Origin of the sequence: Sphaerochaeta sp. S2, from assembly GCF_016406725.1 — a bacterium.
Lineage (GTDB): Bacteria > Spirochaetota > Spirochaetia > Sphaerochaetales > Sphaerochaetaceae > Sphaerochaeta.
Window position 1 is genome coordinate 1 of sequence record NZ_JAEKNT010000301.1, and the last position, 13,358, is coordinate 13,358.

A 13,358-nucleotide genomic window follows, 5' to 3' on the forward strand; every position below is an offset into this window, starting at 1 on the left:
CTAACGACTGTGTGCCTTTTTTAATACAAATTTGAAGAAATAAAACCCGGATAAGAGAATGTGTCTCTATCCGGGTTTGGATTATCTAAATATGTGTTGTCTGCTTAGGCTATTTGATTTTTCTTTTTTAGTATTTCCCCAATCTTTGGTCCCAATAGTGTGAAGAGTGTAAGGATGACGAATACCCATGCAATAGGACTGGTAAAGAAAATACCATAGGTGCCTTCACTCATTAACAAAGCCCTTCTGAAATTAGACTCTGCCATAGGGCCCAGAATTAATCCCAGAACAGCAGGGGATACTGATATATCTGCTTTCTGCATAAAATACCCAAGTATTCCGAAGAATAGCATGACTCCAACATCAAAGAAATTTGTATTGATAGCATATGATCCAACAACACAGAGAATAAAAATCATAGGTGTTAGGATTGATTTTGGAATAGAAAGAACCTTCACAAACAGCTTCAAGCTGGAGAGACCCAAAACAACCATAGCCACATTTGCTATAAACATACCAAGAAAAATCGAATACACCAAAGTAGTATGTTCTGTAAACAAAAGGGGGCCCGGCTGCAAGCCTTGTACAGTGAGGGCTCCAATCATAATAGCTGCAACAGCATCGCCTGGGACACCCATGGTTAGCATCGGTATAAGCGCCCCACCAGTAACCCCATTGTTTCCTCCCTCTGGAGCAGCAATAGCCTCAGGGATGCCAGTTCCAAAAAGCTCAGGACGGTTGCTCATGCGCTTAGCCTGGCTGTATGAGACAAAGGCTCCGATTTCAGCACCAGCACCTGGGACAATACCAATAAAGGTTCCAATCAGACCAGATATAGGAGCATATTTCAAGATGATTTTCCAATCGCTTTTACTAGGCCAAACATGAGAAATCTTTTGGGTCACCTGATCAGGGGTGAATATTCCTTCTACTGTATTAAATGCTTGGCTCATTGCAAACAAGCCAATCATCACAGGAATGAAGGACATTCCGCTCAGTAGGTTGATATTGTTGAACGTAAAACGAGGGAAGCCGGTGATTCCATCAATTCCAATAAATGACAAACTGACACCAAGAGCTCCGCAGAGCACACCCTTAGCAAGACTGTTTCCAGAGATTGATGCGATTATGGACAGCCCAAACACCGCCAAGAGGAAAAATTCCGGTGCACTGAAGCGGAGTGCAAGTTTAGCTAACTGGGGGGAGATCAACCAAAGTGCAAGAACACTGACAACACCACCAATAAAGGATGAAATAGTGGAAATCCCCATTGCCCTTCCACTTTCCCCTCGTTTGGAGAATTCAAATCCATCGATCGCGGTAGCAGCTGCTGCTGGAGTACCAGGGGTCCTGAGAAGAATACCAGAAATGGATCCTCCATAAATTGCTCCTACATACACACCAATCAGCAGAAGGATGCCTGGAACAGCTTCCAAGCCAAATGTGAGTGGTAGTACCAGTGCGACGCCCATGGTTGCAGTCAATCCAGGTAGCGCACCAATACAGATTCCGGTGAATACCCCAAGAATAATGAAAAGAAAAATTTGAATATTGAAAACAGAGGTCAATACTTCTACTAACATGCTGATACCTCCATTGTTATATAAGCATACCGAAACGCATCGGGACATTCAGTACGGAGCCGAACAAGAAGAAAATTGCCAACACAAAAATGACACTGATGAGAACAGTTTTCCACCAGGGACGTTTGCTGAACCACTTAATATAGAGAATCAGCATAACTATTGATGTTGTCACAAAACCAACGAGCGGAAGCAAGATGAAATAGAGTACAAGTCCGACCATCGTGACATATACATTCATCACATTCTTGCTTTTCAAGTCTACAGAAGTATCTGCCTCCTTGCCCATTCTAAGGGTAGTGATGAACAGAGACAGTGAGGAGAGAATAATTAGGCTGGCGATGATAATCGGGAACATGCCAGGCCCTGGGACCCCATGGTTGCTTGGGGGATAGGTAAGTGATACTGCAATGATAAGAATTGCAAATGCAGTAAAAACACCGCTCACTATAAAATTTGCTTTTCGCATATGTGTGATTCCTTTCGGAGAGAGTGTGCACCACAATGTTTTTGCACTGTGGTGCACAACGCTTTTTACTGTTGCTTCAGTCCAAGCTCTTCAATGAGCATCTTGAACATTTCATTATCAGTGACCAGTTTTTCGCCATAGGAGGCACTGTCCATGATATCAACGACATTATTACTGCTGTTCATGAATTTTACAAAACCCTCAGATGCGGCGGCTTTGCTGAAAATGTCATAAATCTTGTCAGCAATTGGTTGGGGAGTATCCTTGGGAACACCAAGACCTCTCCAAGTACCGATAGCTACATCATACCCAAGTTCCTTGGCAGTCGGAAGGTCTGGTGTTGCAGGAATACGTTCTGGAGCCAGTACAGCAAGAACTTTCAAGTTTCCTGCTTTGACCTGACTGACGACCTCTGCATAACTGACCGTTACAGCATCAATATGTCCACCAAGCAAGCTCGTAATTGCAGGAGCTGCTCCGTCAAACGGAATATGGTTGAAACTAACTCCGGCGGTTTTTGCCAGACCAGCTGCTGCAAGATGCCAGATAGCACCAACACCACTATTTCCTACACGCATTGTTTTTGTTTTTGCGGCGTCAAGAAACTCGTTAAGTGTGTCGTATGGAGAGTCTGCTTTGACAGTAACAGCACTATAAGCACTATTAACCATCATAATGGGCTTGAACTGATCATAGTACAGGCCTGCACCAGTTCCTGTATGTGGAAGGGTGACAAGTTCAACGGTTACCATTGTGATCACACTTCCGTCTGCTTTAGCATTGGCTCCGTAGGACATTCCAACGGCTCCACCGCCACCGGTTCTATTCTCAACAGCAATATTCTTCGGGAAGTTGTCTTTTGCTGCATCCACCAGAGCACGAGCAACCAAATCAGTACCACCACCTGCACTGTAAGGAACAATAACTGAAACTGGACCACTTGGGTAGTTGTCAGCAGATGCTTCAGCACCGCCCTGGGCGAATACTGAACCAAGAACCAATGATAGCATCATTAACAAAACTAACGTTTTTTTCATGATTACACCTCTCTTTTTTTATTTGCTTCGCTTTCCTGCGAATTTACACATTATGAGCTTCCTTAATAAATTGTTTGGCACGTTCCGTTATTGTTTTCCAATCCCCAGCTTTAGCAAGCTCAGGGTTTGCCAAGAACGAACCAACGCCAACAGCGTATGCTCCTGAGCGCATGAATGCTGAGGTGTTTTCTACCGAAACACCACCAACAGGAAGTAATTTCATGCCTTTGAAAGGGCCTAATAGATCTTTGATATATTGAGGACCCAAAGAACCAGCGGGAAATATTTTTAGGAGCTCTGCTCCATGTGAAAAGGCTGTATAGAGTTCGGTAGGTGTTAAGACACCTGGTACGGGTAAGACTTGATGCTTCAGGCAGTACTCAATGACCTTGAGATCGAGCGAAGGAGAGAGAACAAATTGGGCCCCTGCCTCAATACTCTGTTTGGCCATTTCCTGGGTAAGCACTGTACCAGCTCCAACTGTCAGTCCACCGATAGAGCTTGCCTTTTCAATGATTGAAAGTGCAGAAGGAGTATTCATTGTAATCTCAAGTGTATTAATCCCTCCATCCTGTAGGGCTTTGATGAGAGTCTCTGCATCATTTCCTTCAATACCCCTGATAATGGATATTACTTTTGTCTCACCAATTATTTTTAATACTGTATCTGCTTTACTCATCGATGAATCTCCTTTTTGTTGTCCATAAGCTGATGAAACGTCTTTCCGTCAGGTAGGCCTTCCACGTCACCATGACTACTGACAGCTAAAGCTCCAAGCAAAGCTCCCATCCTCCCACATTTTTCGATCGGTTGGTTATCCAATAGACCAGCGAGAAAACCAGTATTGAAGGCATCTCCAGCGCCAATGGTGTCTACCACTTTTACTGGATAGGGATCGATGAAGAAGCCATCAGTGCTGTCAGCAACATAAGCTCCATGACTTCCTTGTTTGACGCCAAGGTAGCTACAACCATTCTCAAGCAATATTTTTGCTATCTCCTCAGGATTTTCAGTCCCAAGCAATACACGACCTTCATCTTCTCCAAGCAGTACAATATCAGCACGGAAAAGAAGTGGAGCAAGGACATTTCTCGCTTTCTCTTCAGTCATGAGTTTCAAACGAATATTCGGGTCAAAGCTGACTAACAAGTGCTCTTGTTTTGCAAACGCGAACACTGCTTCAACCAAATCCCTGCAGCTTTCGCTGATGGCAGAGGTGATGCCAGAAATATGAATGATTCTTGTCTCTTTCATATATTCCCAGTCGATAGAATCCTTATGCATAGTACTGGCAGCGGATCCTGTACGGTAGTAAAACACTGAAGTATCCAAAGCATTGGAGAACTGTTTGAACATTATTGCAGTTGGGCCTTCATCGCTGATAATAACAGAGGACGTATCCACCCCTTCGGCTTTGAGTTCCCTGATCATAAATTGACCAAATTCATCATTACCTACCTTGCTTACCCAGCCGGTCGAATAGCCAAGCTTTGCAAGGCCAACGGCTACATTGCTTTCTGCTCCAACTACAACTTTTCCAAATTGATGGACATATCTCAACTTTGTATGGGTATCTGGGATGAATGCTACAAGACTTTCTCCCAAGGTTATTACATCCTTACTCACTACATCTTTCCTTTACTATAAATCCAATGTTTTCTATCTTCTGCAATAATTCTTTCAATCTGAACTTTTGCTTCTTGAAGCAGCTGTTTGAATTGCATTTCCTTTTCTTCTGTGTACCTGAAAACTGGTACTGCCAAGCTCATTCCTGCCAAGGTCTCTCCCTCCACCTGTATCGGGACGGCTATGCATCTTATTCCTACAGTTGATTCTTCAATTTCATAACTAAATCCATTCTTTCGAATCTCCTCTAGCTGTGCATTGAGTTTTTCAACATTGGCTACTGTGTGCTCTGTAATAGGGGGTAATGTACCATTTGGATAAAATGTACAGATCTCTTCAGGTGTAAACTGGCTTAAGAGCGCCTTCCCATAACCTGTACTGTAGGCAGGCAATTTATTTCCAGGATTTGAGACTACACGAAACTTTGAATGAAGCTCCATTTTTTCTAGATACAACACATCAAGATTGGAGAGGACACCAAAGTACAACGTCTCTTCTGTCTTTTCGTTGATGTTAAGCAAGATGGATTTGATTTTATCCAAAATGTCAGAATTGCTGATGTATTTGTTACCAAGGACGAAAAGATTTTCACCTGGATAATACCTCTCTTCAAGCTTGTTGTAGCTGAGGTATTTTCTCTCTGAAAGTGTATTCACCAATGGATGAAGGCTGCTTTTGGGTATTGCAAGGATGCGAGAAAGTTCAGAGAGTGTTATTCCCTGAGCCTGAGCTACCTGCTCTAGGATGTCCAAGATTCTTGTTGTTGTGCGATGTAAGGGTCCAGCCACAGTCTCTTTCCTATATTCGTATATAGGAACAACGTTCGAATATACGTATATAGTTTACATGATTTGTAGCAATTGTAAAGAGAAAATATTGATAATCAACTGAAATATTTGAAATACATATCAGAAGAAAGTCAATTAAATCTATTTAATATAATGGTATAAGAAAGATTTTGATTTGAATTACGGATAAAGAAGTTTCAAATTCAGTTTTGTCCAGGCTATGAACCTATGATAGGGTTAGCAAGGGAAGATTGAGTATAGAAATTGCATTCTCCCGATTATTACAAGGATGAGTACATGTGGCAGTATGACATGATATATAAACGGAAGTCCTTCCATCTTTTTCGTGGCGTAGAGCGCCCACTTACAGATGAGGAGCTAGAAGAGATCAATACAGCCTTACGTGGGTGTAAACCTCTTGTCAGCGATATCAAGGTTGCAACGAAGATTGTTCCGGCCAATGAGACAACCTGTAGAAGAGGAGAAACCCACTGCATCCTTTTCTACAGTGAAAAGAAGAAAGGGTACCTGGAGAATATCGGCTATATAGGGGAACAGATCGACCTCTACCTGGCCTCGAGAGATATCGGTGCTCTCTGGTATGGGATCGGGAAGCCAAAAGAGGAGAACCATTCTGGGCTTGAGTATGTCATCATGATAGCCTTTGCGAAAATGCCACCAAAAACATTTCGTAAGGATATGTTCAAGGCTAAGAGAAAACCGCTTGAAGATATCAGGGAAGGCGAGGGCAATGATGAAATCCTGAATATTGCACGCTTCTCACCCAGTGCATGCAACAGCCAGCCATGGTATGTTTCCTGCGAGAAGCAAAAACTCTCAGTGTATCGCCATACCAAGCCAGGGAAGCGTGGAATTATGCCAGAGGGTAGCGTCTCATACTATAACCAGATCGACATTGGCATCTTTCTCCATATACTTGAACTCTGTATGGAACATGGAGGTCTTGTCCATGCAAGATCCCTCATGTTTGAACATAGTGATCTTGAGAAGAATCTCACAGCGCAATACGAGATAACCACATGAAAGAAAAAGCAGTTCTCTACATACACGGTAAACATGGCAGCAAGGAAGAACTAGATCGTCTAAAACCATTACTTCAGACTAAAGGATATGATGGATATGCCATCGACCTACCAGGGCATGGCCAGAGCAAAGAAGATCTTACAAGCTTTACTCCATGGGGTACCAAGCCTCTATTACAAACCTTCTTTGGAATGCTTTCAAGGGATTATTCCCAGGTTACGCTTCTTGCTAACAGCATTGGGTGTTACTTCTCCATGCATGCATTGCAGGGTAAGCCTATAGATAATGCCTTATTCATCTCTCCTATTCTTTCCATGGAGCGGCTTATCACCGATATGATCGCTTGGGCAGGTGTTACTGAGGCAATGTTGCAGAAAAAAAAAGAGATTCATACGGAGTTTGGAGAAATACTTTCGTGGAATTATCTTCAATTTGTTCGAAATAATCCTATTAATTGGAAAATTCCAACCTCTATTCTGTATGCAGGACACGATACGTTGACCTCCAGGGACACCGTCGATTCCTTCGTCAATTCTCACAATGCTGATCTCTCCGTCTATGAAAATGGGGAGCATTGGTTCCATACTCCTGAACAATTGGAGTTCCTTGACCAGTGGATTCTCAAGCAACTGTAAAAGCCATATTGTATATATCTATTCTAAATGCAGAAACAAATTGAATTAATTTTTGTTGTGTGATTTCGATTACCGCAGACTGGCCCCCGGGTTGGTCTCGGGATATAAAAAAGGACGAACTGAGAAACTCAATTCGTCCTAAGTAGATCGGGGCGAAAGGACTCGAACCTTCGATATCCTGCTCCCAAAGCAGGTGCCCTAGCCACTGGGCTACGCCCCGAAACTTTTTGGAGTATACGCACTTGAGCTTGGAAGCGTCAAGGGGGTAGGATACAGAAATATGGATAAGAATACATACGCGAGTTTGATATACGAACGATTGGACACACTCCTTCCAAAGGATATACAGTTTTTGGAGCAGCGTGACCCCTTCAGATTCCTAATTAGTGTCATCCTTTCTGCCCAGACAACTGACCGAACCGTCAACGCAGTGGTGCGAACGTTGTTTACCCACTACCCCGATGCTCCCTCCCTTGCCAAAGCAAGTAGGGAAGATGTGGAAGAGATCATCTTTCCTACCGGCTTCTATCGAAACAAGGCAAAGAACATCATTGCCTGTGCACAGGCACTCGGAGATGGAGGGCTTCCTGAAACCATGGAAGAGTTGGTCAAGCTTCCTGGAGTGGGGAGAAAGACAGCCAGCTGTGTGCTGGGTGATATCTATGGTAAGCCGGCCATTATTGTAGACACACATTTTGGAAGAGTCGTGAACCGGCTTGGGTTGGTTTCAACCAAGGACCCGGAGAAAATTGAGAGGGAAGTGGCTTCACTCCTGGATCCACGCTTTCATTATCGCTTTTCCATGACAGCCAACCTGTTTGGGAGAACGACCTGCCATGCAAAGAAACCAAGTTGTGAGGATTGTCCGTTCAGTGATGTCTGCCCGAGTCGAGATGCTTTTCTGAAGAAACATTCCAAGTGATGAGCTCTCCATCTCTCTGGATTGTGAGAATGGCAAGCGATACATCCCTGACCATAATCGGTTCAACAGGAAATGTTGTCTCCATTTCACCAAGATAGATACCATCATAAGGGTAGTCTGTTTCCAATTGCTCGCGAATCTTTGTAAACGGTGTGCCTGGAATGGGAAGATGCAAATGGCCTGATTGGTAGGACGCTGCGCGAAGTGTAGAAAGAGGAAGGTGTGGACAGTCGACAAAAGGCAGGGCCTCCTGCTTGTCAGCCGGGCCAAGAATGATGCATGCTTCCAGTGCAAGCAAACTGGGGTTTCCATGCTGTTTGTATAAACTGTCCCTGAATAGTTTCAGGTTTCTTCTCAGCTCCTTGCCCAATCGAAGGATGTAATAGTTCTCCATGGGTGTAGCATACTGAAGGAGATAGGCCTCAGCAAGGGAAAAAACAGAAAAGATGATGCCTTTGTCTTTACACAAAAGCTGTTATCTGGTAATTTGGCTAAGGTTGAAGTCTATTTGTACGACACCCTTGTACTACTGCTCACGGGCAAGGGCTTGCCTGGACAAGGTGATGCGTGATTTCGACAGGCCCTGGTTCGGCCAACGAATGAATTATTAAGGATAAGGTGGATATAGCTATGGCTCGTAGATGTGAGATTTGCGGAAAAGGAACGGTTGCAGGAAATAGTGTTCCGAGAAAAGGACAAGCCAAGAAGCATGGCGGTGTTGGTCAACACATTGGTGTTACCACAAAGCGCGTATTCCGCCCCAACATCGTGTCTGTGAAAACTTTGGTCAAGGGAACTCCCCGTACCATTAAAGTTTGCACACGTTGCTTGCGGAGCGGTAAGATCGAGAAGCTCGTATAATCATACGCACGTTATCTCGATTACCAGAAGAGCCCAACATTGGGCTCTTTTTGTATAATTTTGCAAGACATATTTTCAGTGTTTTGTTCACTATGTTGAATTTTTCTCGGAGGTGGTGGTAATGAATGACATACGGGTACACGCAGTAGAAAGCATCAATCTTGTTTCACAGGATGGTTTGGAAAAGCTCATCCGAATTCTTCGCACCTCCGGGGAGACACACCAGGTAGTAGTACTTGCCCCATTTACTGATGAAAACCTCGAACTCACCAACCTCTTGCACCTGGCAAAGCAACGTGATGAGAGGCTTTGGTCAATGCAGGAACAACGTTTCACCCGTTGGACAACCTTGGTGGAGGATCTGCTTGCAGTACCTGCTGGGAACAATGTTCTTGACAGGATCAAGCAAGGGTTTGCAAATCTGGAAGATATCCTTCGTTCAATCTGGTTGGTTCAGGAGATTAGTGAAGGGGTGGAGCGCTATACAAGTACACTCTGTGACAGTTGGGTTGCTGACCTTGCCTGCCATTGGGCCAATTTGCATAATCTTCCAGCCGACCTCCTCGGCTATGCCGATTCCCTGAAGAAGCATAGTGTTGATGAATCGGCCCTGTTTATCTATGGAGCGGTCAAGGATGGTCAAAGCGAATACGCTGCAGCATCCCTTGCTGCACAGCTTGAGGCGGTTGGGGTAACGTTCTGGAATAATAGTTCCTTGCTTCATAATGCTGACCACAGGGAAGTTCCTTCTGCGTTGGTCATCCGCTCCCTCTCCTATGCAGAAGCAACTGAGCTTAGCTTCTTTGGTGCTCCCATTATTCACTCCCATGCACTTGTACCTGCCATTGCTGCCTCCCTGGATGTGCAGCTTCGTTGTTGGGAAAATGAGGAAGACCCAGGGACCGTTATCAGCAAGCATGGAGACCAGAAGGAACCAAATAGGGTGAAGGGATTTTCCATTATCCATGACATTGCCCTTATAAATGTGGAAGGAGCTGGAATGAGTGGCGTCATTGGCATCGCAAGCCGGCTCTTTTCAGCTATGAGAAAGGCTTCCATATCAGTTGTCCTTATCAGTCAGGCTTCCAGTGAGTATTCCATCTGTTTTGCTGTTCCCGAGAGGGAAGCAGATCGTGCCTGCGTCACTGCAAGAAAGGAGTTCGCTCCCGAGCTTGAGGCTGCCTCCATTCAGAGTATTGAGGCCGAAACCGGGCTTGCAGTCCTTGCAGCTGTTGGGCAGCAGATGACAGGCCAGGCAGGGGTTGCTGGAAAGTTTTTCTCTTCCTTGGGCAAGGCAGGTGTTAATGTTATTGCCATTGCACAGGGCTCGAGCGAGACAAACATCAGCGCAGTTATCAAGGGAATTGACAGCAAGAAGGCCTTACGGGCACTGCATGCACGGTTCTTCCTTTCCAAGCGAGCAATTTCTGTTGGGTTGCTTGGCCCCGGAAATATTGGGGGTACATTGCTGCAGCAGATTGCAAAGGAGACCACCAGGCTGAAAGAGCAGTTTGGCCTCGATATTCATATTCGTGGTATTGCCAACTCAAGGAAAATGTTGCTTGATCAGGATGGTATCGATCCAGGAGACTGGAAGGAACGCTTTGACAAGGAAGCTGTTGAACTCGACCAGGATCTCTTTACCCGCCACATTGGCGCAACCTATTTCCCGCACTCCCTGATCATAGACTGTACGACCAGTAGCAAGCTTGCTGAACAGTATGTTTCATGGCTGGAGTCAGGAATCCATGTCATTACCCCGAACAAGAAGGCAGGAACTGCTCCCATGGAGTACTACCAGCGTTTGCTGGAGACTTCCATGCGTACAGGAAAGCGTTTCCTTTATGAGACCACCGTAGGTGCAGGGCTTCCCATTATCTGGACCTTGAAAGACCTGGTCCAGACAGGGGACACCGTACACCGCATTGAGGGGATAGTCAGCGGCACGCTTGCCTGGCTCTTCTCCAGCTATGACGGCAGTGTTCCCTTCAGTTCACTGGTGAGACAGGCAAAGGAGATGGGCTATACTGAGCCTGATCCAAGGGATGACCTCTCAGGTATGGACGTAGGCAGAAAGACGGTCATTCTTGCAAGGGAGCTGGGATACTCCCTGGAAGTGGAAGATATTCCCATCCAGAGTCTGGTTCCTGAGTCTCTCGATGGTTGCTCCCCAAGTGAGTTTATGGAAAGATTGGAAGCAATCGATCCTATTATTGAAAAAGCATACAAAGATGCTGCAGCGAAGGGTGAGAAACTCCGCTATGTCGGGATTGTTGATGAAGAAGGCAACTGCAGTGCTTCCTTGAAGAGCTATGCGTGTGACCATCCATTTGCCCAGGCAAGCGGTACTGATAATGTAATCTGTTTTACCACCGACCGGTACTTGAGCCAACCTCTGGTGATCAAGGGACCGGGAGCAGGAAGGGAAGTTACTGCCGGTGGTGTATTCTCTGATATTCTTCGATTGGCAGCCTATCTTGGGGCCAGGATCTAGGAGGACGTAACGATGAAGTTTGTATCAACAAGAAAGAAAGCTCCCAAGGTGAGTGCCAGCGAGGCAATTCTGCAAGGGCTTGCCCCTGATGGAGGCCTGTATGTGCCCGAGTCATTCCCCTCACTTTCCCATTTGAATGTGCATGAGATCTCTTCATATCCGGAACTGGCATATGAAGTGCTTGCTCCCTTCTTTGAGGATGACCCTCTGAAAGATGACCTGGCTCAGATATGCATGGATGCCTTCAATTTTCCGGTTCCCTTGGTTCCCCTCAGGGGCGAAGAGATGGTCCTTGAGCTCTATCATGGACCTACGGCTGCCTTCAAGGACTTTGGTGCACGTTTCCTTGCTGCAAGCATGGAGAAGATCCTGGAGAAGCAACACAGGAAACTCACCATTCTTGTTGCAACCAGTGGCGATACCGGTGGGGCAGTGGCAGCCGCTTTCGCTGGGCGAAAGGGTATTGATGTAAAGGTACTCTTCCCCAAGGGAAGGGTGAGTAAGCGCCAGCAGACCCAGCTGACTTGCTGGGGTGGCAATATTGAGGCCTATGAGGTCGATGGCAATTTCGATGACTGTCAGAAGATGGTCAAGGATGCGTTCATGGACCAGGAGATTGCCACCAAGTGGGGACTGAGCAGTGCAAACAGTATTAACCTGGGAAGACTGCTTCCCCAGAGTGTGTACTACGTATATGCTTCCCATCTCTACTACCAGGCTACTGGAAAGAAACCTACCTTCATCATCCCAAGCGGAAATGTGGGAAATAGCTGTGGTGCCTACTGGGCTCTAAGTATGGGAGCTCCCATTGAAAGAATTGTACTTTCCGTGAATGAGAACAAGACAATTCCAGACTATCTGTTCTCTGGCAACTATGAGAAGCGTCCCTCTGTAGCTACCTTGGCCAATGCCATGGATGTTGGGGCTCCCAGCAATATGGAGCGTCTCTTCGATCTTTATCCGGATATCGATACCATGCGAAAGATGGTAAGCGCTTGGTCTGTGGATGATGAGACTATCAGGAAGACGATCAAGGAAGTGTATGATGAATCAGGGTATATTATGTGCCCCCATACAGCTACCGGAGAGCGAGTAAGAAGAGACCAATTCAGTGGAAAACCCACTATTGTTATTTCTACTGCCCACCCTGCAAAGTTTGAACAGGTGGTAGAACCCCTTCTAAATACTGAGGTACCTATTCCAGAGAACCTGAAGCAATTGCTTGATAAGAAGACTTCTTTCAAGCAGGTAGGGAAGGAGTATCGGGAGTTGTTTGAGTAGGGTGATTTGGTAGAAAAGAAAGCCACACTGCAAATCAATGCTTGATTCCCAGTGTGGCCTTTAAGGATTGCTGAATTAGCTGAAAATAATTGGATTGCTTATTCTACGTCCCCTGATGGAGCCATAGCAGCTATCAGCCCTCCGATATACTCAACCAATTCTAAATTTGTAAGCGAATGCGAAGTGGTTCCGTCAGTAATCGAAAGCTTCATATACTCTTCGCTATCGTCATAAGAACCGTAGAACGCCGCCAAGGCAGTCTCGAAGGATGTCTGATTTACAAAAATGCTTGATAGATCTTCCAGATATGTATCAATATCATCCAGTCTCGTTGCCTTTATTGGCTTCAGAGCAAATTCAATGACAATGGGATGATCATAAACAGTGACATCTGATTCCCCTGCAACACCGATCGTATTCGTTGCAATGCTGAACTGTAAGGAAATGTATACATCACCATCTATCCATAGCGGGTTAGCTGTTGATGGTATCTGGTACTGCAAGTTCTTGATGCCAAAATCGATGAACAAGCCTGTAGCTAGCTTGATTCCATTAGTTTCCTCAATTGACATGAAAGAAGTAAAGACGCACTTTCTTGCAGTCCTTATGGAGGTAGGG

General features: G+C 45.3%; 14 protein-coding genes and 1 tRNA gene. 6 read left to right on the plus strand and 9 right to left on the minus strand.

Annotated elements, in window-relative coordinates; genetic code table 11:
- Window positions 1-104: 104 nt before the first annotated feature.
- The 6 genes from JF818_RS08740 to JF818_RS08765 all read right to left on the minus strand — a co-directional run bounded on the left by JF818_RS08740 (window position 105) and on the right by JF818_RS08765 (window position 5,467).
- Window positions 105-1,583 carry a tripartite tricarboxylate transporter permease gene (locus JF818_RS08740; RefSeq protein ID WP_198891631.1) on the minus strand — a complete coding sequence of 493 codons (1,479 nt, stop codon included), beginning with the start codon at window positions 1,581-1,583 and terminating at the stop codon, window positions 105-107.
- A 16-nt stretch (window positions 1,584-1,599) separates the two neighbouring features.
- The gene (locus JF818_RS08745; protein WP_198891632.1) at window positions 1,600-2,052 is read right to left on the minus strand and encodes a tripartite tricarboxylate transporter TctB family protein; all 453 of its coding nucleotides are present in this window, start codon (window positions 2,050-2,052) and stop codon (window positions 1,600-1,602) included.
- A gap of 65 nt (window positions 2,053-2,117) precedes the next feature.
- A complete protein-coding gene (locus JF818_RS08750; RefSeq protein WP_198891633.1) occupies window positions 2,118-3,089 on the minus strand; it encodes a tripartite tricarboxylate transporter substrate binding protein in 972 nt (323 codons plus the stop codon).
- A gap of 43 nt (window positions 3,090-3,132) precedes the next feature.
- Window positions 3,133-3,768, minus strand: coding sequence for a bifunctional 4-hydroxy-2-oxoglutarate aldolase/2-dehydro-3-deoxy-phosphogluconate aldolase (locus JF818_RS08755; RefSeq protein ID WP_198891634.1), 636 nt, complete (start codon window positions 3,766-3,768; stop codon window positions 3,133-3,135).
- A complete protein-coding gene (locus tag JF818_RS08760; protein ID WP_198891635.1) occupies window positions 3,765-4,715 on the minus strand; it encodes a sugar kinase in 951 nt (316 codons plus the stop codon). Before JF818_RS08760 ends, JF818_RS08755 begins: the two co-directional genes overlap by 4 nt.
- Window positions 4,715-5,467 carry an IclR family transcriptional regulator gene (locus JF818_RS08765; protein ID WP_233066916.1) on the minus strand — a complete coding sequence of 251 codons (753 nt, stop codon included), beginning with the start codon at window positions 5,465-5,467 and terminating at the stop codon, window positions 4,715-4,717. The genes JF818_RS08760 and JF818_RS08765 overlap by 1 nt, the downstream gene beginning before the upstream one ends.
- A 348-nt stretch (window positions 5,468-5,815) precedes the next feature.
- Between JF818_RS08765 and JF818_RS08770 the strand changes: the two genes are divergently transcribed.
- The gene (locus JF818_RS08770) at window positions 5,816-6,547 is read left to right on the plus strand and encodes a nitroreductase family protein (protein ID WP_198891637.1); all 732 of its coding nucleotides are present in this window, start codon (window positions 5,816-5,818) and stop codon (window positions 6,545-6,547) included.
- Window positions 6,544-7,182, plus strand: a complete 639-nt coding sequence (locus JF818_RS08775) for a carboxylesterase (protein WP_198891638.1) — start codon at window positions 6,544-6,546, stop codon at window positions 7,180-7,182. Before JF818_RS08770 ends, JF818_RS08775 begins: the two co-directional genes overlap by 4 nt.
- Before the next feature lie 147 nt (window positions 7,183-7,329).
- On the opposite strand, the gene JF818_RS08780 is transcribed toward JF818_RS08775, so the two are convergent.
- A tRNA-Pro gene (locus JF818_RS08780) sits at window positions 7,330-7,402 on the minus strand.
- Between the two features lie 60 nt (window positions 7,403-7,462).
- Here JF818_RS08780 and nth point away from each other — a divergent pair.
- Complete coding sequence (nth, locus tag JF818_RS08785) at window positions 7,463-8,104, plus strand: endonuclease III (RefSeq protein ID WP_198891639.1); 642 nt, start codon at window positions 7,463-7,465, stop codon at window positions 8,102-8,104.
- On the opposite strand, the gene JF818_RS08790 is transcribed toward nth, so the two are convergent.
- On the minus strand, window positions 8,052-8,498 hold the full coding sequence (locus JF818_RS08790) for a hypothetical protein (protein ID WP_198891640.1): 447 nt from the start codon (window positions 8,496-8,498) through the stop codon (window positions 8,052-8,054). The genes nth and JF818_RS08790 overlap by 53 nt on opposite strands.
- 236 nt (window positions 8,499-8,734) lie before the next feature.
- Between JF818_RS08790 and rpmB the strand changes: the two genes are divergently transcribed.
- The 3 genes from rpmB to thrC all read left to right on the plus strand — a co-directional run bounded on the left by rpmB (window position 8,735) and on the right by thrC (window position 12,740).
- Window positions 8,735-8,965 carry a 50S ribosomal protein L28 gene (gene rpmB / locus JF818_RS08795; RefSeq protein ID WP_198891641.1) on the plus strand — a complete coding sequence of 77 codons (231 nt, stop codon included), beginning with the start codon at window positions 8,735-8,737 and terminating at the stop codon, window positions 8,963-8,965.
- Between the two features lie 121 nt (window positions 8,966-9,086).
- Window positions 9,087-11,459 carry a bifunctional aspartate kinase/homoserine dehydrogenase I gene (thrA, locus tag JF818_RS08800; RefSeq protein ID WP_198891642.1) on the plus strand — a complete coding sequence of 791 codons (2,373 nt, stop codon included), beginning with the start codon at window positions 9,087-9,089 and terminating at the stop codon, window positions 11,457-11,459.
- 12 nt (window positions 11,460-11,471) lie between these two features.
- A complete protein-coding gene (gene thrC / locus JF818_RS08805; RefSeq protein ID WP_198891643.1) occupies window positions 11,472-12,740 on the plus strand; it encodes a threonine synthase in 1,269 nt (422 codons plus the stop codon).
- A 98-nt stretch (window positions 12,741-12,838) separates the two neighbouring features.
- Here the strand turns inward: thrC and JF818_RS08810 are convergent.
- Window positions 12,839-13,358, minus strand: a 520-nt coding sequence (locus JF818_RS08810) for a hypothetical protein (RefSeq protein WP_233066918.1), incomplete at its 5' end; no start/stop codon positions are given.

Coding starts and splice junctions, on each gene's coding strand:
- JF818_RS08740 (WP_198891631.1), bottom strand. CDS start 1,583: ATGTTAGTAGAAGTATTGACCTCTGTTTTCAATATTCAAATTTTTCTT.
- JF818_RS08745 (WP_198891632.1), bottom strand. CDS start 2,052: ATGCGAAAAGCAAATTTTATAGTGAGCGGTGTTTTTACTGCATTTGCA.
- JF818_RS08750 (WP_198891633.1), bottom strand. CDS start 3,089: ATGAAAAAAACGTTAGTTTTGTTAATGATGCTATCATTGGTTCTTGGT.
- JF818_RS08755 (WP_198891634.1), bottom strand. CDS start 3,768: ATGAGTAAAGCAGATACAGTATTAAAAATAATTGGTGAGACAAAAGTA.
- JF818_RS08770 (WP_198891637.1), top strand. CDS start 5,816: ATGATATATAAACGGAAGTCCTTCCATCTTTTTCGTGGCGTAGAGCGC.
- JF818_RS08775 (WP_198891638.1), top strand. CDS start 6,544: ATGAAAGAAAAAGCAGTTCTCTACATACACGGTAAACATGGCAGCAAG.
- nth (WP_198891639.1), top strand. CDS start 7,463: ATGGATAAGAATACATACGCGAGTTTGATATACGAACGATTGGACACA.
- JF818_RS08790 (WP_198891640.1), bottom strand. CDS start 8,498: ATGGAGAACTATTACATCCTTCGATTGGGCAAGGAGCTGAGAAGAAAC.
- rpmB (WP_198891641.1), top strand. CDS start 8,735: ATGGCTCGTAGATGTGAGATTTGCGGAAAAGGAACGGTTGCAGGAAAT.
- thrA (WP_198891642.1), top strand. CDS start 9,087: ATGAATGACATACGGGTACACGCAGTAGAAAGCATCAATCTTGTTTCA.
- thrC (WP_198891643.1), top strand. CDS start 11,472: ATGAAGTTTGTATCAACAAGAAAGAAAGCTCCCAAGGTGAGTGCCAGC.